Origin of the sequence: Achromobacter sp. D10 (genome assembly GCF_035282245.1) — a bacterium.
Taxonomy (GTDB): Bacteria; Pseudomonadota; Gammaproteobacteria; order Burkholderiales; family Burkholderiaceae_B; genus Achromobacter; species Achromobacter insolitus.
Window position 1 is genome coordinate 108,323 of the sequence record NZ_JAYJLE010000006.1, and the last position, 16,954, is coordinate 125,276.

Genomic DNA, 16,954 nt, shown 5'->3' on the forward strand with positions numbered 1-16,954 from the left:
AGCAATCACAGTGCCTGACCGGTTCTGCGCAGAGGGCAACGCCAGCTTCCGGCCTTTTTCCCAGCTTGCATGGCAAGTCTTGACGGCGAATGCCAGTTCACGTAGCCTATTTTTAACCGATCGGTATAAAAGGGGCGTCAAGATGGAATTCCAAGGCAAGATTGCTCTGGTCACGGGAGGGACGCGTGGCATTGGCGCAGCTATCGTGCGGCGCTTGGCGCAAAGGGGGGCGGATGTGGCCTTTACTTACGCCAGGTCGGAGCAGGCGGCCAGAGACCTGGTCCAGGAGCTGGGCGGCACCGGGGGCCGGGTCCTCGGCGTCAAGGCGGATAGCCGTGATATGGCCGCGGTCCGCGCAGCGGTGGATCAGACCGCCAGTGAGTTCGGCCGGCTGGACATACTCGTCAACAGCGCGGGCGTATTTCCTTCAGGACCTATCGAGGACGCCACGCTGCAGGAGATCAACGATGCATTGGCGATCCACGCCGCAGCGGTGTACGTGGCCTCTCAAGCGGCACTTGCCCACATGGGTTCCGGCGGGCGCATTATCTCGATCGGCTCGTGCTTTGCGCAGCGCGTGCCCTATGGTGGGGTGACGCTTTATGCGATGAGCAAATCCGCGCTGATCGGTTTTACCAAGGGGCTGGCGCGCGAGGTGGGTGCGCGCGGCATCACGGTAAACATTGTCGATCCTGGGTCGACCGACACCGACATGAATCCGGCCGACGGTCCGACGGTCGCGGCCGAACTGGAGCTCATGGCGATCAAGCGATACGCCAAACCCGAGGAAATCGCGGCAGCCGTCGCATATCTTGCAGCGGCCGAGAGTCAGTTCATCACGGGATCTGCGCTGGCCATTGATGGCGGCTTCACGGCGTAGCGGCGCAGGGACCAAACGCAAGCCGCTGGCCGAAGCGGACAACTGTGAGGATTCAGATGGCCTGGGGACTATTGGCACTGGCCGGCATGCTCGAAATCGTCTGGGCATTGGCGCTCAAGCAGGCTGACGGATTGACGAGGTTTTGGCCCAGCGTGATCGGTGTTAGTGTTGCAATGCTAAGCCTGGTCCTGCTCGGCTTGGCCCTCAAGCATCTTCCCGTTGGCACCGCATATGCCATTTGGGTGGGTATAGGCGCCTTTGGCGTGGCTGCTTTCGGCGCATTGCTGCTCGGCGAGCACATGTCATCGGCCAAGCTGCTGTTCCTGGGGCTGATAGGGATAGGCGTAGCGGGTCTGCGGATAATTGAATCGTGAGTATCGGTGGCAAAACAAAATCGGCGCCGGCGCCGAAAATCGGCCGGCCCAGGGAATTTGACAGGGACGCGGCTTTGCTTGCCGCCATGCGAACCTTCTGGACGCAAGGCTATGAAGGCACGTCGATCCAGGACCTGGTCGCAGCCATGGGCGTCAACAAGCCCAGCCTGTATTCCACCTTTGGCTGCAAGGAAGAGATCTTCCGTGAGGCCGTTGAGCTTTACGATCGCCTCGAGGGCCGTGCGACGTCGCAGAGCCTTGTCAAGGCCGGCACAGCCCGCGAAGCCGTCGAAACCATGTTGCGGGCTAACGCGCGAGCCTATGTCGTCGAGGAGGGGCCGCGCGGCTGCATGATCGTATTGTCATCTTTGCTTGGCGCTCCCGAGAACGAGAGCGTGCGCGCGTTTCTTGCAGAAAACCGCTTGAATGGCGAAACGATGCTGAGAGATCGCCTTGCGCAAGGTATTGCAGCGGGAGACCTTGATTCCTCGGCGGATGTCGGCCAGCTCGCGGCCTTTTACACCACCGTTCTCGAAGGGCTTTCCATCCAGGCCCGTGACGGCGCCTCCGTGGACAAGCTGAATATGATCATCGACGCCGCCATGCTTGCCTGGCCCGCCGCGGGATAGCGGGGGCGAGGCCACCTCGGGGCCGGGGGCGGCGCTATGCCTGGACGACCATCCAGGCGACGATCCGGCGCACGACGGGCAGCAGGAGTAGCAGGCTAGGAAACGCGACGATCCACGAGGCGCCCCAGGCATTGGGCCAACTGAGGACAAAATCGGCGCCCACGCCGACGCTTGTGGCGGTCGCCACAGCCGAAACAATGGCCGACATGAACACTGAAAGTACCAGTGGCATGAGAAAGCGGGCATAGCCTTGAGGGAGCTTTGGCATTTCAATGATCCTTATCCTGGCGGTCAGACTTTTTCTCCGCGACCAGGTCTTTGATGTACGCGCGGAGCGAGCGCGGTTCCCGTTCGAGCGCGGCGGTCAAGGCGAGGCTGTTGCCCCCTAGTCCAACGGCCCGGTAGTGATCGAACACTTTTGACAGCAACACGATCTGCTCGTCGCCATAAGGCAGACGGGCGTTGGCCGCCCATGCGCTGAATTCAGGCTGCCGTGCAGTGACCGGATAACCCAGCGCGTCCGACAAGGCGGCTACGATGTCCATGCGGTCGAACATGCCGGCGCACAACTCCAGCGTGGCGAAGGCAAGCCGGTCTTCCGTCAATGCGATCGCGGCGACCTCCGCGACATCCCGGTAGTCCACGCGCGCGATTCTTGCGTCATTGGGAAAAGGCTCGCCGAAGCAGGAATGGTCACGGATGGATGGCCAGGCCAAGCCTATGTTCTGCATGAAATTGGCAGGATGCAGGATCGTATATTCCAGCCGTGACGCGTATAGGGCGTCCTCTACGGGTATCTTGCTGGCGTGATTGGCAAGGCGCGTGTTCGTCGGCTGGATGACGGACGAAAAGACAAATTTCCGCACGCCGTTGCGTTGTGCCGCGGCAACCAGCGCCACGCCCATCGCGGCTTCGTCCGCAGTAAACGCGGGGCCGATATGAAAAATGCCATCTACGCCGCGCGTTGCCTCGGCAAGACTGTGGATATTGCGGAGGTCGCCGATGGCCACCTCACTCGCTCCGAGCGAGCGGGCAACCGCTGCCCGCGCCGCATCGCGCACGAGAGCCCGGATTGCGACCTTGCGCCGCAGTAATTCGGGAACCACCAGGCTTGCAAATTTGCCGGTGGCCCCAACGACCAGAACGATGGGTTGAGCGCTGCCCACTGGTTTCTCCTCGGGATGGATGAACGATCGAGGGCAGTGTAGATTCTCGGTATTGTCGAAACAATAAGTGCAAAATGTGAATCTAAATCACGTTATTCGAGATAATAATGAGCCGCCTCGAAGACCTTGAAGCCTTTATCCATATCGCTGAAACCGGGAGCCTGACAAAGGCTGCGCGCCTTCTCAACCGTTCGCTGCAAGCTGTCAGCCGCTCCCTGGCTGCGCTGGAACAGGATGTCGGCGTTCAGCTCGTACACCGCAGTACCCGGCATTGCGCGCTCAGCGAAGCCGGGGAGACATTCTTCTTGCGTGTGAAGCCGGCGGTAGCGGAGATCGGCGAGGCGCGGCTTGAGGTCGCCGATCGCCGGACGGCGCCGTCCGGCCTGTTGCGCGTGGGAGCGCCGATCCTGTTCGGTCCGGACTTCCTGGTTCCGGTCATCGCGCAATACATGCAAGCCTATCCACAAGTTGAAGTCGACCTGCAACTGACGGATTCGTTTACCGATCTGTCCAGTGCTGGCCTGGACCTGGTGGTGCGTATTGCCGACCTGCCCGATTCAGGCTTGCAGGGAAGGCGGCTGGGAACCTTGCGGCGGGTCGTATTTGGCGCGAGGTCCTACTTCGAGCAGCATGGCCGCCCCTCGCATCCGTCGGAATTGCGCCAGCACGCCTGCATTGTCAGGACCGTCGATCAACATCCCGGCCAATGGGTTTTCCAGATTGACGGGAAGCGGCGCGCGGTGGGAGTCCGCGGTCCCTTCCGTACCAATACGATGGCGGCAATCTACCGCGCCGTCAGCGCCGGGCTGGGCATCGGCTATTCGCCGCTGTGGCAGATCAAACACTTGCTGGATGCGGGCCAGGTGGAAACCATACTCGAGGATTTCGAGCCCAAGCCAGTGCCTATTCACGCGTTGTGGCAGGAGAACAGACTCCCTCCCGCCAAGGTGCGCGCGTTTGTCGATCACCTGGTGGAACGACTGAGGCTGGATCAACTCTAGAAGCAGGGCCGGCAGGGATCGCCATCCATTCCGCGCGGGTGGCGGGGCGCGTCTAGCTGAAGCGGCCGATGGTAAGCCCTTCCAGATCGATTGCGGGTTTGCGTCCGCACACGAGGTCCGCAACCACGCGGGACGTGCCGCAAGCCTGTGTCCATCCATTCGACCCATGTCCGCTGTTGAGAAACAGCCCGTCCCAGCCCGACAGGCCCAGAATCGGCGGGCCGTCCGGTGTCATGGGACGCAGGCCCGCCCAGAATTTGGCGTTTTCGTAGTCGACGCCGTTTGGAAACATGTTGCGCACGGCACGGACCAGCACGGCTTTGCGGCCCGGATCCAGCGACAGATCGTGGCCGACCAGTTCTGCCATGCCGGCGGCGCGGATTCTGTTGCCCAAGCGGGAAACCATGATCTTGTTGTGTTCATCCATCACCGACATGTTCGGCGCCTGCTCGCCGTCTATCACGGGCACCGTGATGGAAAATCCCTTGAGCGGGTACACCGGCAGCTTGATCCCCAGGGGGGCGACGAGCGCGGGCGCCTGATTGCCCATGGCGACGACGGTCGCTTCCGCTTTCAGCGCGCCGGCTGAAGTTTCCGCTCCAACGATGCGGCCGCCTTCTTTCAGCAAACGCCTGACCTCGGTCCCAAAGTGAAATCGCACCCCGGCGTTCCGCAGCCATGCCGTCATTGCCTGGCAGAAGAGATGGCTGTCGCCCGACGCGTCGGAGGGCAGATGAAGCGCGCCTTCGATGTTGATCGTCGCGTCCCGCAAGGCGGGTTCCACGGCGATCGCGCCATGCCTGTCCAACCGATGGTGGGCGATGCCAAATTCTTTGAGGGCGCTGGCCGCAATATCGCCGTACTGGCATTCTGCCTTGGTCTGGAAAAGCTGCAGGACGCCGTCGGCGTGAAAGTCGAATGCAATGCCGGTTTCCGCCATGAGTTCCCGCAGGCATGCGAGGCTGTAGTGCGCCACGCGCTGCATGCGCAATTTGTTGACCCGGAATCGTGGCGCATTGCACTCCTTGAGCCACAGGCGCGTCCAGCGCAGTCTTGCCAGTTCGGGCCAAAGCGAGTAGCGGACGGGCGCATCGGCCTTCAATGCCATCTTCAACACTTTGATTGGCATTCCAGGCGCTGCCCACGGCGCGGCAAAGCTGGGGCATAGTCCCCCGGCGTTGCCAAAGCTGGTTTCCATCGCCGCGCCGGGGTGGCGCTCCACGACGTCCACCTCGTGGCCCGCGCGGGTCAGGTAATAGGCCGTGGAGATTCCGACCACGCCGGCGCCTAGGACGAGGATCTTCATGGGTTCCTATTTCTTGATCGACCTGGAGGCCGGTTGCGATTGCGAAGCGGTGAACTTTCGCAAGCGTAAGAGACGCGACAGGAAAAATTATTTCCTTTTATCGGTCCCCTTTTGCCGCAATAGGAAAAAAACTTCAGGTCAACGTATGGCGGCCGCGGGGCGCGCAGTCGCTTTGCGCGCCTTGAGAGGCTTGCAACGGTTCGCGCGTTCTTCTACGGATTTCGCCAGCACATCCAGGCAAAGCCTGTACATCGATTGAACGAAGGGATTGGAACGCAGATACGTAGCCTCGCCGAAGTAAATGGGAATCTTCGGGGTATTGGTCAGGGCGACGCACTGGATGCGGCTGTCGGTTTCCTCTATGCACCAGGTGGGCAGCAAGGCGAAGCCCAGGCCTTCGTCGACGCATCGTTTGGCGCTTGCGCTGGTCGACGTCGACACGACGACCCGGGGCCGCTCATTGTCGACCGACAGATACTCCAATGCCATGTTGCGCAACATCTGCCCCGGTTCATAGGTGATGAGCGGCCTTCCGAGAGCCCACTTGGGTACCGCGGCTTCGGTGGCTGGCAGCGGCCAGCCGGCAGGGCATACCAGCGCCGGCCGATAGTGGCAGACCACCCGTTGCGACATGACGGTGTTGCCGAAGTAGCGTTCGCTCAGGCAGACGTCCAGCGAACCGCTGTGTATCAGGTCCGGCAACGACACATCACGTTCGTAGCCGACGATTTCAACATTGGGGTGGAATTTTCGGAACGCCGTCAGCACGGGCGGAAGCAGGTAGAAGAAAATCGCCTGCGGCATGCCGATACGAATGACCGGCCGTTCCTTGTCGATCAGGCTGCCGAGCCGCGTCAGCATGGCATCGAACTCGGGCTCGAGCAGCCGATAGAGACTGGTGCCGCGGGGCGTGAGCGAGATGGACTTGGCGCCGCGCTTGGCGACGATGAGTTTCTCGCCGACGCGCTGTTCTAGACGCCGGATGTGGTTGGCCACGGACTGGTAGGAAATGTTCAGCCGGCGAGCGGCCGCCGAGTACGTGCCTTCCTGGGCCGCGAGGAAAAAGGTCTGTGTGAGGGTGAGATTGACCTCTTTCATGGCTACTCCTGTAGGCGGTCAACTTATAAATATAGTTATAAGTTTAAGCCTATGAATTGTATCGTTGCGACGGTATTCCGTACATAAAATGGGTTCCAGGTTGACCGCCGTGTATTGCATTGCGGTGGTCGGATGTGATGCCGCATTTTGGGGCCGGTCCCCGAGCGCCTTGCCGCGCGGCTAAGTCAAATAGCTGATCGCAGCTCAACGCTATGGACAAGAAAGATCGCAGCATCCTCGAGTTTCTCCAGAATGATGCACGTCTGTCGAACAACGACATCGCCGAGCGAGTGCATCTCTCGCCGACGGCGTGCTGGAAGCGCATTCAGCACATGCTGGAATCCGGCCTCATCCGGCGGCAGGTCTGCCTGCTGGACCGTTGCAAGGCCGGCCTTGGCGTGACGGTGTTCGTGTCGATAAAGACGGGATGCCACGACCTGCAGTGGTTGCGGAAATTCTCGCTCGGCGTGAAGGATATGCCCGAGGTGGTGGAGTTTTATCGCTTGAGTGGCGATACCGACTATCTCCTGAAGGTGGTGGCGCCGGATATCGCCGGGTTCGATCTGGTCTACAAGAAACTCATCCAGGTTGCAGAGCTTTTCGACGTCAGCTCGAGTTTTGCAATGGAAGAAATCAAGTACACCACGGCGCTCCCGCTGGACTACCTTTAAGCCATGCCTGCATTGCCGGAGGCGGAGATAAATATTCTCTTTTTTGGACGTCCGGGAACTCAGAATCGAAAAGTTTTCTCCGGACCCGCTCCTAGACTACTCCAGAACATCAGCGGCAATTGACCGTGTTCAGGCCGCCCATTCTTGGAGATTGAAAGTCATGAAGGAAGATACTCAACTGGTCACAGTCGGACGGCATCCGGAGCGATTCGGCGGCCTGGTGAACACGCCGATCTGCCGAGCATCCACCATTCTTGCGGGTTCGATGGCGGAGTGGGAAGAAATGAAGCGTGCTCGCGCCGCGGAAGAGCCGGGAGCCACCACCTACGGCCGCTACGGAACCGCCACCACGCATGCGTTCGAGGAAGCCATTGCGGCGCTGGAAGGCGGACACCGATCGCTCGCGTTTCCCTCCGGGCTGGCAGCCATAGTCACGACGCTGACCGCGCTGCTTTCGGCGGGCGATCATGTGCTGGTGACATACAGCGCCTATTCGCCCACGCGTTCATTCCTGGACCACGTGCTCAGCCGGCTCGGCGTCGAGGTGGAGGTCTACGATCCGGGCTGCGGCAAGAACATCGATTCTGTCATGCGCTCCAATACGCGGGTCGTGTATGTCGAGTCGCCGGGCTCCGAAACCCTCGAGATCCAGGATATTCCGGCCATCACCGCCGTTGCGCATGCCCACGGCGCATTTGTCGTCATGGACAACACGTGGGCGACGCCCTTGTTCTTCAAGCCGTTCGAGCACGGCGTCGACGTGTCCATCCACGCGGCGACGAAGTACATCGTGGGCCATTCGGACGCCATGCTGGGCGTGGTTACCTGCAATGAGGCCACTTGGGCGCAAGTCAAGAAGACGACGCAATACATGGGCCAGACCGCGGGACCCGACGATATCTATCTTGCACTGCGCGGGCTGCGCACCATGGGCGTGCGTTTGCAACGGCACTGGGCGTCCGGGCTGCGCGTCGCGCAGTGGCTGGAGCAGCAGGCGGAGGTCGAGGCGGTGGTGCACCCCGCCTTGCCCTCGCATCCTGGCCATGCTCTCTGGAAGCGCGATTTCAGGGGCGCCAGCGGCTTGTTCACGGTCGTGCTGCGCGCAAGCGAGGATGAGTCCGTGGCTGCCTTCGTCGATGCCTTGCAGCATTTCGGCATTGGCGTGTCATGGGGCGGATATGAAAGCCTGGCCATTCCGTTCACGCCGGGAAAGCACCATGGGGCGCGCTGGCCGTACACAGGCAAAGCGGTGCGCTTGCACGTGGGCCTGGAAGACCCCGAGGATCTGATAGCCGACCTGAACAGGGGGCTGGCAGCCCTGGCCGCCCGCAAATCCTTGCTGCAAGCCGCCGAGCCTACCGCCGCATAGCCGGAATATTCAAAAGCACTCTCTCAACCTGACAGTCAAAGGAATAAGCATGAGCAAGATGAAACTCACCGGTTCTTTCGTGGCGTTGATCACGCCGTTCAATAAAGACGGCAGCGCCGACTTCGAAGCTTTCCGCGAGCTTCTCAAGTTTCATGAGGACAACGGCACCAGCGCCGTGCTCATCATGGGATCCACGGGCGAAGTGTCCATGCTTTCGCAACAGGAACGCTACGACATCATCGCCAAGACCGCGAAGATGAAGACGGGCAAGATGAAGCTGTTTTATGGTTGCACCGGAAACAATACGGAGACGACCAAGGACTATCTGCGCTTTGCGCGGGAAAACGGCGCGGATGGCGCCATCCTGGCGGCGCCGGCCTACATCTGCGCGTCGGAGGCGGATATCGAGGATTACTTCCTTGAGGTCGCGGACGCCACGGACCTGCCGCTGGGCATCTACAACAACCCGCCTCGCGTCAAGAGCGATCTGCACTGGGACCAGCTGCTGCGCATATTCAAGCATCCGAACTACGTGGTCCATAAAGAATCCACGACCCGGGTGGGACAGGTGGCGCAGGTGTTGCGCGGCGCGCCCGACGTGTCGGTGATGTGTTGCGATTCGCCGAACCTGGGCCTGGTCGTGCCGACCATGAGCCTGGGCGGCCACGGTACCGCCAACATGACGGGCAATATCGCGCCGGCGGAGCTGGCGCTGATCTCCAAGCCCTGGACGTCGCCCGAGGTGAGCACCAGCTTCCGCGAGGCATATCTGCGCAATCTGCAATTGCTGCATTACTCCTACTCGGCGATCAATCCCGTAGCCATCAAGTCCTTGATGAAAGCCGTGGGCTTGCCCGCTGGCGACCTGCGCAAGCCGTTGCGCGGCCTGGAAGGCGAGGCGCTGCTCAAGGGGCTGCGCGTGATCAAGGACCTGGAACTCGACAAGAAATATGGCTGGAGCTCTCCGGCGCTGAAAGCCGCTTGAACGGCGCAGGGTTCGACAGGGGGAATCCATGGATCTTGGAATTCGAGGGCGCCGCGCGCTTGTTTTTGGTGGCAGCAAGGGAATGGGACGCGCGTGCGCTGCGCAGTTGGCAAGTGAAGGCGTTGACGTGGTCATCGCCGCGCGCACCGAAAGCACGCTGGCAACGGCCGCCGCAGAGCTGACCGCCGCGACCGGGGCTCCGGTCCGGTATGTGGTTGCCGACATCACGACGGATGCGGGCCGGGAGGCGGCTCTCGCGGCTTGTCCCGGTCCCGACATCCTGGTGAACAACGCCGATGGGGCGCCACCCGGCGATTTTCGCCAATGGACCCAGGCCGACTGGCATGACGCCCTGGATTCCATGGCGCTCGGGCCGATAGACATGATTCGGCGAGTGGTGGATGGAATGATGGAGCGCCGCTTCGGGCGCATCGTGAACATCGTCTCACGCAGCGTCAAGACACCCCAGCTCGAACTGGGTTTGTCCAACGGCGCCCGGTCTTGCCTGGTGGGATTCGTTGCCGGTCTGGCTCGCCAGACGGTTCGGTACAACGTCACCATCAATAACCTTCTGCCCGGCGTCTTTGCGACCGATGCTCAGCGACGCCACATCGAGGGCATGCTGGAACCGGGCGGAAAGTCGTTTGACGAACTTTGGCAAACCCGGGGGTCAGGCAATCCGGCGGGGCGCTACGGAGAGCCCGAGGAATTGGGCGCGCTTTGCGCCTACGTGTGTTCCGCCCAGGCCGGCTATGTCTGCGGCCAGAACATATTGATAGACGGAGCCGCCTACCCAGGCACCTACTAGTCTGCCTGCGTTTCCCAGCCTCTGAGCAATCCGGTGGACACCGGGTTGCCGGCGGCGGGACCGCTGTTTACACCTTCATTCATCTTCAATGAGGCTGTCATGCGAAAGCCCTATCCGTACTCCCGCCGTAATTGCGTAAAAACCCTGGTCGCCGCCGTTGGCGGCTTGATGTTGATGGGTTCCGCGCATGCGCAAGCAAATTCCGACGCCGCCTATCCCAGCCGCCCGATTACCATCGTGGTGCCGCATCCGCCCGGGGGATCCGTGGATGGCCTGGCCCGCATCTTCGCCGTCAAACTGGGCGAGGAATTGAAGCAGTCGATCATCGTGGACAACCGGGCGGGAGCGTCCGGGATGGTAGGCGCCGGCGTGGTTTCACGTTCGGCGGCCGATGGCTATACGCTCTATCTCAATGCGTCTATCCACAACATCAATCCGTTGCTTTACCAAAAGAAGATGACCTTCGACGCGGTGAAGGACTTCACCGCCATCAGCGGCCTCGCCCAAGGCGCGTTGATATTCAGTGTAAGCAACAAGGTTCCGGCAAAGACGGTGCAGGAGTTCGTCGGCGCCGTGAAGGCCGACCCCGCCAAGTACAGCTTCGCAACGACGGGTTTCGGCTCGGCGGGGCATCTCGCCATTGCGCAATTCGCCTATGAAGCGGGTCTGTCCGATCTGCAGATCCCCATCGTCCTGTACAAGGGCGGAGGCCCCGCCTTGAGCGACTTGGCGGGCGGACAGGTCCAGGCGCTGATTGATCCGATGCTCTCCTCCCTGCCCATGGCCAAGGCAGGCAAGATACGCGCATTGGCGGTGACCGGAAGCAAGCGCAGTCCATTGCTGCCGGACGTGCCCACGATGCAGGAAGAAGGGCTGAAGAATTTCGAGTTCTATTCCTGGTATGGACTGTGGGCGCCCGCAAAGCTGCCAGAGCCCATCCGCCAAAAGCTGGATGCGGCCGCGCAGAAGGTCATGACGGCTCCAAGCATGAAAGAGCAGCTTGAGAACCTGGGCTTCGAAAGCGGCTACAGGAACAGCGCGGACTTTGAGAAATACATCCAGTCCGAGACGGCGCGATACCGCAGCATTATCGAGAAAGCGAACATCACCGCGGAATGAGGCCAGTCTCCGGGGTATGCAAACCGGCCCGGCCATCGTGATATAGGCAGGGAGCGGTAACCACGCGGTCCCGGCACACGCCGGGACCACGGATAGCTACGCGTTGTGCGCCAGCTCGGTGATGGCGGGCGCCTCGAGGGCTCGGACTACCGGGGCGGCATCTTTCCAGGGCGCCACTTCCACCAGCGCCGACTGGGCGCTGCTGCCTTGAGTCAACCGCGAGGTGCCCACGTCCATCGTCAGCACGTTCGGGTTGCCGTGGACTTCCAGTCCTTCGTCCACGGCGTCGAACCATGCGCCCGTCGGCAGCATCACGACCCCCGGCTTAAGATCCGCGTCGATCACCGCCACCGCCAGGCAGGCGCCCCGGTCGTTGTACACCTTGACGAGATCATGCTGGCTTATGCGCCGGTCTTTGGCATCTGCGGGCGAGATGTGCAGTGCTTCACGGCCTTTGATCTTCAGATCCGTCGAGGCCTTGCCGCCATCCATCTGGGAGTGCAACTTGCCCGCGGGTTGAGGGGTAAGCAGGTGCAGCGGCCAGCGGGCGGCCACTGGCGATCCCAGCCATTCCGCTGGCGCCAGCCAGGCGGGGTGGGGCGGGCAATCCGCATAGCCGAAGCCCGCGATCTTTTCCGAATACAGCTCGATACGGCCGGATGGCGTGCGCAGAGGATGGCCCGCGGGGTCATGGCGGAAGTCCTCGAACAGCACGAAGGGCTGCTTGGGCTCGGGAATGGCCACATACCCCTGGTCCCAGAATGCGTCGAACTCAGGCGCCTCGCAACCGCTGTCACGCCACGCTTTGCTCATGGAATCGAAAATATGCCGTATCCACGCCATCTCGTCGCGGCCTTGCGTGTAGGCCTCTTCATAGCCGCCAAGCGCAGCCAGCTCCCGGTAAATGTCGAAATCATTGCGGCTGGAGCCAATCGGAGCCAATGCCTGATGCATGGCGAATACGTAGCGGTCCCGCGTCGATCCGCCTATGTCGTTTCTTTCCAGGGTCGTGGTGGCTGGCAGCACGATGTCGGAGCGGCGCGCCATGGGCGTCCACCAGATCTCGTGCGTGACGATGGTCTGTGGCTTGGCCCATGCCCGGCTCAGACGATTCAGGTCCTGCTGGTGATGGAAGGGATTGCCGCCCGCCCAGTACACCATCTTGATATCGGGATAAATGCTTTCGCGCCCATTGAATTCGTAAGCCTGTCCGGGGTGCAGCAGCATGTCGGTGACGCGGGCCACGGGGATAACCGAGCCGGTCGGATTGCGCCCCGATTCCATGGCGGGGCCTGCAATCTCCATGCGCGGGTTGCCGACACCGTTCATGGAAGCATGGCCGAACGCCACGCCACCGCCGGGCATGCCGATATGCCCCAGGGCCGCCGCAAGCGCGATGCAGGCCCAGTAGGGTTGTTCGCCCCGGTGGGCGCGCTGCAGTGACCAGGCGCAAGTCAGCATCGAACGTACATTGCGGGCCTCGCGCGCGAGCTCGCGGATGACCGTGGCGGGCACGTCGCAGATTGCCTGCGCCCATTCAGGGGTCTTGGGAATGCCGTCCGTTTTTCCTTCGAGGTACGCGCGCAGGGCATCGAAGCCGACGCAGTGGGTTCTCAGGAACGTTTCATCGTGGATGCCGTCGGCTATCAGCGCCTGCATCATTGCCAGCATCAAGGCGGCATCGGTGTTCGGCCGGATGGGTATCCAGCGCGCTTCCAGGCCGGCGGGCACGTCCCGCCGGGTAGGGCTGATGACGACGAATTCGACACCCGCTTCCCGTGCGCGTTCGAGCTGTCCGGACACAGGGTGGTCGCCGGCCCCCCCCGAGGTGATCTGCGTGTTTCGCAGGGGCATGCCGCCGAATGCGATGAACAGCCGTGTGTGGGCCGTTACGCTGTTCCAGTCCGTCACGCGTCCGGTCACGGGCGTGTAGCTGCCGATCACGTGGGGCAACAGGAATTGCGCGGTGCCCCAGCTGTAGTTTCCCGCCTGGTTGGTGCAGCCGCCGCCGGCATTCAGGAAGCGGTGCGTCTGGGTACGCGCATGATGCTGCCTCCCCGCCGACGACCAGCCATATGAACCGCCGAAGATGGCCTCGCTGCCATGTTCGGACCGCACTCGTTGGAGCTCCGAATGGACGGCGGCGAGCGCGACGTCCCAACTGACCTCCACGTAGCCGTCGCGCCCACGTTCGTTTCCGTCGCTCAGGTGCCTGTCGCGCAGCCACCCCTTGCGAATGGCAGGGCGATTCACGCGCAGCGGGGAATGCACCATGGCCGGCATGGACCGCAGGATGTCCGACGGGGCGCAGTCGCGGGCAAAGGGTTCACAATCGACGAGGCGGCCGTCCGCGACGACCGCAGTGAATGCGCCCCAATGGGAAAGGGAAGGATAGCGGCGGATTTTTTCGGACATGGCTTGCCAACGTTAGTCATCGCGGCCATTGGCTTATGGCGATTCCATAATACAAACGTTCCGGGAGAATGTTCTTTCGTTCAGGGCGGGTTACCGCCCGATTAAGGAAAAAAGTTTCACCCGGGCGCCGGCCGGGCGCTGACTGGCGCGCCCTCGGTGCACCCGCAGATCAACCTCATGAAGTTTGTCCTGTATCAGCTTTTGACGCTGAGCGGCTTCCTACATCTGCTTTCATAGACATATAATTCCTCTGATACGCATTCTCATTTACGTTTTGGGGCGGTGAATCTTGTCTAAGAAAACACAGTTGGCGCTCACGCGGCGCGCTCAATGGCTCAGTCCGGCAGTTGCCTTGTCATTGATGGTTCCCGCCGGCGTCAGCGCCCAGACTGCCGCGCAAACCACGACGCTGCAGCCCGTCACGGTGACTGCGGGCACGGTGTCGGACGAGGAACTGCCGGCGCCCTATGCCGGAGGGCAAGTGGCGCAGGGCGCGCGATTAGGCATGATGGGCAATCAGGACGTCATGGACACGCCCTTCAACGTTACCAGCTACACCTCCGAACTGATCCAGAACCAGCAGGCGCGCACGCTCGCGGACGTCATGGCGAACGACCCCTCGGTACGGTTCACGACATCGAGCGGGCATGCCTACGAAAACTTCCGCATTCGAGGTTTCGACGTCAACCAGAACGATGTGGCGATCAACGGCATGTACGGGCTGGCGCCCATGGGCCGCACACCACTGGAATTCGTCGAACGGGTAGAGGTGCTGAAGGGGCCGAACGCCTTGTTTAGCGGCATGGCGCCTAGCGGCGCGGTGGGCGGCACGATCAACCTGGTGCCCAAGCGGGCGGACGATACGCCCAATGCCACGTTCGGCGTGAATTGGCAGGCGGACGGCCAGTTGGGTACGACAGTTGATGCCGGACGCCGCTTCGGCAGCGCGAATGAATGGGGCGCCCGCGTCAATGGTTCTTTCAGCGACGGCGCCACCACGCTGGACGGCCAGTCCAGGAAGCGCGAGTTTCTTTCGGCCGGCCTGGACTTTCGAGGCAGCGCCCTGAGCGCGTCGATAGACGCCTACCATAGCCAGGAGTCGTTCTCGGGCGGCTCGCCCGCCATGTTCTGGTTCGGCGGTTCGGTCGTGCCCGACGCGCCCGATCCCCGTATCAATCAGTTCAGCACCGGCTACGGCAATATCCAGAGCAACGCCGTGGTGGCGCGCGCCGAGTATCGTTTCAATGACAGGGTGTCGGCCTTCGCGGGGCTGGGCAAGCGCGACAGCCACCAATCGGGGCTGATCAACGGCACCCACGCGCGGCAGATCGACGCCAATGGCAATTTCACCGGCAACATGGTCGGGCAGCGCGCATACACGGACGCCACTTCGGCCGAAGCGGGCCTGCGCTCGCGCTTCAACACGGGCAGCGTGCGCCACGAACTGGTGCTCCAGGCCTCATTGTTGAAACTGGAGGACGGGTCGGCCGCGGGTACGCCATCGACCTTCAAGTCCAACATCTACGACCCGATCACGCCGGTCATGCCTGCGGTGCCGGGTAGCGCGCCCAAGACCGCGGAAAACACGCTCACCAGCCTGGCTCTAGTGGACACCATGTCGTTCTTCGACGACAAGCTGCTCCTGACCGGCGGCCTGCGCAACCAACGCGTGAAGACCACCAACTTCGACAAGACAGGCAAGACGACGTCCCGCTACGACGAAGATGCCGTGACGCCAGCCGTGGCCATCGTCGTGAAGCCCTGGGGACCGGATGTCTCCTTGTACGCGAATTACGTGCAAGGCTTGAGCAAGGGCGACAGCGTTACGGACACGCTGGCAAGCAACTACGGGCAGGTGTTTGCTCCCTACAAAACCAAGCAGCAGGAAGTGGGCGTCAAGTGGAACGCGGGCACGTTCACCAATACCTTGGCGTTGTTCCAGATCGACAAGCCCATGCTGGTCACGGAGGGCTCCGCAGCCAATCCGACCTATGCGGACGGCGGCGAGAAGCGCGTGCGCGGCGTGGAATGGAACACCTTCGGCGAACTGGTGCCCGGCGTGCGCGTGCTGGGAGGCGTCACGTACACGCAAGGCACGCAGGTCAAGACCTCATACGGCCGCTATGACGGCAACACCGCGGTGGGAGCGCCGCGCTGGCAGGCCAATACCGGGCTGGAATGGGACACGCCCTGGGTGCCTGGCCTGACGTTGAGCGGCCGCGTGCAAGCGACGTCCAGCCAGTACGCAGATGCGGCCAACAAGCTGGAGATTCCCGGCTGGGGGCAGTTGGACCTGGGAGCCCGCTACGCCACGAAGGTCAATGGCAAGGACGTGGTGCTGCGGCTGAACGTCAACAACGTCTTCGACAAGCACTACTACGCGGGGAGCTTCAGCGACACGACGCCGATCGCGACGCTCGGACCCGCCCGCACCGTCACCGCTTCCGCCAGCATCAGCTTCTGAACGCCGGCGGTGCGTCCCGCTCGCCGGGTGTCTCGGGCTGCCGTCATGGGCCCGAGGGCGGGCGGAGACCGACCGCGCATTTCATCCAGGGATGACCATGGCAACTATCATCGTCCTCAGTCTGGCCAGCCTGTTTCTGGGCTGCTTCTGTGTTTATCGCGCCTCGCCGAACCAACAATGGGGCGCTGCGTCGTGGCCGATCCTGCCCGCCCGCATCGCGGGCGTATTGTTGCTGGCGCTGGGTGGCTGGGGCTGCCTGCGTGCATTTTCCATCGTGGCTGCCGTATTCGTGTTTTGCACGGCCCTGATGCTGTTCTTCTGCCTGATTCCCTATCTGGGCGTGCTGGCGGGCTTGCACGGAACCGATACGCATGAAGCCAGCTAAGCCCGCGCCGATCCGGCGCGACTGGATCTCCAAGAGTCTTGCGGGCGTGTTGCTCGGCTTCGCCCTGGCCATGGGAGCCAGCGCTGCGCTGGCGGCGGTGACGGCAGGCATTCCGTTGGCGACGCGATCGCAGCTTGCCATGTGGCTGGTGCCGCCGGTCTGGCTGGGCATTGCCAGCACCGTGTACTTCTTCGCCAGCGGCCTGCGCGCCTGGATATGGCTGGGGGGAGCGTGCGCGCTGCTTTATGGCGGGCTGTTCCTTGCCAAGGCGATCTGAGGGGAAA

General features: G+C 62.2%; 17 protein-coding genes. 12 read left to right on the forward strand and 5 right to left on the reverse strand.

Annotation, left to right across the window (positions count from 1 at the left end):
• Nucleotides 1–142: 142 nt before the first annotated feature.
• Genes VCS63_RS18300 through VCS63_RS18310 form a run of 3 tightly spaced genes read left to right on the forward strand, consistent with a single transcriptional unit; the run spans nucleotide 143 to nucleotide 1,883 of the window.
• Complete coding sequence (locus tag VCS63_RS18300; protein WP_323880625.1) at nucleotides 143–880, forward strand: SDR family oxidoreductase; 738 nt, start codon at nucleotides 143–145, stop codon at nucleotides 878–880.
• A gap of 56 nt (nucleotides 881–936) precedes the next feature.
• Entirely contained in the window at nucleotides 937–1,254 is a 318-nt protein-coding gene (locus VCS63_RS18305) for a DMT family transporter (protein WP_042795052.1), read from the forward strand.
• Nucleotides 1,251–1,883 carry a TetR/AcrR family transcriptional regulator gene (locus tag VCS63_RS18310; RefSeq protein WP_323880626.1) on the forward strand — a complete coding sequence of 211 codons (633 nt, stop codon included), beginning with the start codon at nucleotides 1,251–1,253 and terminating at the stop codon, nucleotides 1,881–1,883. The genes VCS63_RS18305 and VCS63_RS18310 overlap by 4 nt, the downstream gene beginning before the upstream one ends.
• A gap of 34 nt (nucleotides 1,884–1,917) precedes the next feature.
• Here the strand turns inward: VCS63_RS18310 and VCS63_RS18315 are convergent, their stop codons facing one another.
• Nucleotides 1,918–2,151, reverse strand: coding sequence for a DUF2798 domain-containing protein (locus VCS63_RS18315; RefSeq protein ID WP_323880628.1), 234 nt, complete (start codon nucleotides 2,149–2,151; stop codon nucleotides 1,918–1,920).
• A gap of 1 nt (nucleotide 2,152) precedes the next feature.
• Nucleotides 2,153–3,049 (reverse strand): NmrA family NAD(P)-binding protein, encoded by an 897-nt coding sequence (locus VCS63_RS18320; RefSeq protein WP_323880629.1) that lies wholly within the window; start codon nucleotides 3,047–3,049, stop codon nucleotides 2,153–2,155.
• A gap of 107 nt (nucleotides 3,050–3,156) precedes the next feature.
• Between VCS63_RS18320 and VCS63_RS18325 the strand changes: the two genes are divergently transcribed.
• Complete coding sequence (locus VCS63_RS18325) at nucleotides 3,157–4,050, forward strand: LysR family transcriptional regulator (RefSeq protein ID WP_042795048.1); 894 nt, start codon at nucleotides 3,157–3,159, stop codon at nucleotides 4,048–4,050.
• A 52-nt stretch (nucleotides 4,051–4,102) separates the two neighbouring features.
• Here VCS63_RS18325 and VCS63_RS18330 read toward each other — a convergent pair whose 3' ends face one another.
• Nucleotides 4,103–5,356 (reverse strand): D-amino acid dehydrogenase, encoded by a 1,254-nt coding sequence (locus VCS63_RS18330; protein ID WP_112966242.1) that lies wholly within the window; start codon nucleotides 5,354–5,356, stop codon nucleotides 4,103–4,105.
• A 138-nt stretch (nucleotides 5,357–5,494) separates the two neighbouring features.
• Nucleotides 5,495–6,454 carry a LysR family transcriptional regulator gene (locus VCS63_RS18335; protein ID WP_042795047.1) on the reverse strand — a complete coding sequence of 320 codons (960 nt, stop codon included), beginning with the start codon at nucleotides 6,452–6,454 and terminating at the stop codon, nucleotides 5,495–5,497.
• 212 nt (nucleotides 6,455–6,666) lie between these two features.
• Here VCS63_RS18335 and VCS63_RS18340 point away from each other — a divergent pair, with 212 nt between their 5' ends.
• The 5 genes from VCS63_RS18340 to VCS63_RS18360 all read left to right on the forward strand — a co-directional run bounded on the left by VCS63_RS18340 (nucleotide 6,667) and on the right by VCS63_RS18360 (nucleotide 11,406).
• Nucleotides 6,667–7,125 (forward strand): Lrp/AsnC family transcriptional regulator, encoded by a 459-nt coding sequence (locus VCS63_RS18340; protein WP_042795046.1) that lies wholly within the window; start codon nucleotides 6,667–6,669, stop codon nucleotides 7,123–7,125.
• 160 nt (nucleotides 7,126–7,285) lie between these two features.
• Entirely contained in the window at nucleotides 7,286–8,494 is a 1,209-nt protein-coding gene (gene metC, locus VCS63_RS18345) for a cystathionine beta-lyase (RefSeq protein ID WP_323880631.1), read from the forward strand.
• Between the two features lie 49 nt (nucleotides 8,495–8,543).
• Complete coding sequence (locus VCS63_RS18350) at nucleotides 8,544–9,479, forward strand: 4-hydroxy-tetrahydrodipicolinate synthase family protein (protein WP_042795044.1); 936 nt, start codon at nucleotides 8,544–8,546, stop codon at nucleotides 9,477–9,479.
• Between the two features lie 28 nt (nucleotides 9,480–9,507).
• A complete protein-coding gene (locus tag VCS63_RS18355) occupies nucleotides 9,508–10,287 on the forward strand; it encodes an SDR family oxidoreductase (RefSeq protein ID WP_042795043.1) in 780 nt (259 codons plus the stop codon).
• A gap of 99 nt (nucleotides 10,288–10,386) precedes the next feature.
• Nucleotides 10,387–11,406, forward strand: a complete 1,020-nt coding sequence (locus tag VCS63_RS18360) for a Bug family tripartite tricarboxylate transporter substrate binding protein (protein ID WP_042797338.1) — start codon at nucleotides 10,387–10,389, stop codon at nucleotides 11,404–11,406.
• A gap of 96 nt (nucleotides 11,407–11,502) precedes the next feature.
• Here VCS63_RS18360 and VCS63_RS18365 read toward each other — a convergent pair whose 3' ends face one another.
• On the reverse strand, nucleotides 11,503–13,821 hold the full coding sequence (locus VCS63_RS18365; protein WP_323880633.1) for a molybdopterin-dependent oxidoreductase: 2,319 nt from the start codon (nucleotides 13,819–13,821) through the stop codon (nucleotides 11,503–11,505).
• A gap of 289 nt (nucleotides 13,822–14,110) precedes the next feature.
• On the opposite strand from VCS63_RS18365, the gene VCS63_RS18370 reads away from it, so the two are divergent.
• The 3 genes from VCS63_RS18370 to VCS63_RS18380 all read left to right on the forward strand — a co-directional run bounded on the left by VCS63_RS18370 (nucleotide 14,111) and on the right by VCS63_RS18380 (nucleotide 16,947).
• A complete protein-coding gene (locus tag VCS63_RS18370) occupies nucleotides 14,111–16,285 on the forward strand; it encodes a TonB-dependent receptor (protein WP_308023580.1) in 2,175 nt (724 codons plus the stop codon).
• A 97-nt stretch (nucleotides 16,286–16,382) separates the two neighbouring features.
• Nucleotides 16,383–16,670 carry a hypothetical protein gene (locus tag VCS63_RS18375; protein ID WP_164793085.1) on the forward strand — a complete coding sequence of 96 codons (288 nt, stop codon included), beginning with the start codon at nucleotides 16,383–16,385 and terminating at the stop codon, nucleotides 16,668–16,670.
• Complete coding sequence (locus tag VCS63_RS18380) at nucleotides 16,657–16,947, forward strand: hypothetical protein (protein ID WP_063642752.1); 291 nt, start codon at nucleotides 16,657–16,659, stop codon at nucleotides 16,945–16,947. Before VCS63_RS18375 ends, VCS63_RS18380 begins: the two co-directional genes overlap by 14 nt.
• The last annotated feature ends 7 nt before the right edge of the window (nucleotides 16,948–16,954 follow it).

Coding starts and splice junctions, on each gene's coding strand:
- VCS63_RS18355 (WP_042795043.1), top strand. CDS start 9,508: ATGGATCTTGGAATTCGAGGGCGCCGCGCGCTTGTTTTTGGTGGCAGC.
- VCS63_RS18360 (WP_042797338.1), top strand. CDS start 10,387: ATGCGAAAGCCCTATCCGTACTCCCGCCGTAATTGCGTAAAAACCCTG.
- VCS63_RS18375 (WP_164793085.1), top strand. CDS start 16,383: ATGGCAACTATCATCGTCCTCAGTCTGGCCAGCCTGTTTCTGGGCTGC.
- VCS63_RS18330 (WP_112966242.1), bottom strand. CDS start 5,356: ATGAAGATCCTCGTCCTAGGCGCCGGCGTGGTCGGAATCTCCACGGCC.
- VCS63_RS18365 (WP_323880633.1), bottom strand. CDS start 13,821: ATGTCCGAAAAAATCCGCCGCTATCCTTCCCTTTCCCATTGGGGCGCA.
- VCS63_RS18380 (WP_063642752.1), top strand. CDS start 16,657: ATGAAGCCAGCTAAGCCCGCGCCGATCCGGCGCGACTGGATCTCCAAG.
- VCS63_RS18305 (WP_042795052.1), top strand. CDS start 937: ATGGCCTGGGGACTATTGGCACTGGCCGGCATGCTCGAAATCGTCTGG.
- metC (WP_323880631.1), top strand. CDS start 7,286: ATGAAGGAAGATACTCAACTGGTCACAGTCGGACGGCATCCGGAGCGA.
- VCS63_RS18340 (WP_042795046.1), top strand. CDS start 6,667: ATGGACAAGAAAGATCGCAGCATCCTCGAGTTTCTCCAGAATGATGCA.
- VCS63_RS18315 (WP_323880628.1), bottom strand. CDS start 2,151: ATGCCAAAGCTCCCTCAAGGCTATGCCCGCTTTCTCATGCCACTGGTA.
- VCS63_RS18325 (WP_042795048.1), top strand. CDS start 3,157: ATGAGCCGCCTCGAAGACCTTGAAGCCTTTATCCATATCGCTGAAACC.
- VCS63_RS18300 (WP_323880625.1), top strand. CDS start 143: ATGGAATTCCAAGGCAAGATTGCTCTGGTCACGGGAGGGACGCGTGGC.
- VCS63_RS18350 (WP_042795044.1), top strand. CDS start 8,544: ATGAGCAAGATGAAACTCACCGGTTCTTTCGTGGCGTTGATCACGCCG.
- VCS63_RS18335 (WP_042795047.1), bottom strand. CDS start 6,454: ATGAAAGAGGTCAATCTCACCCTCACACAGACCTTTTTCCTCGCGGCC.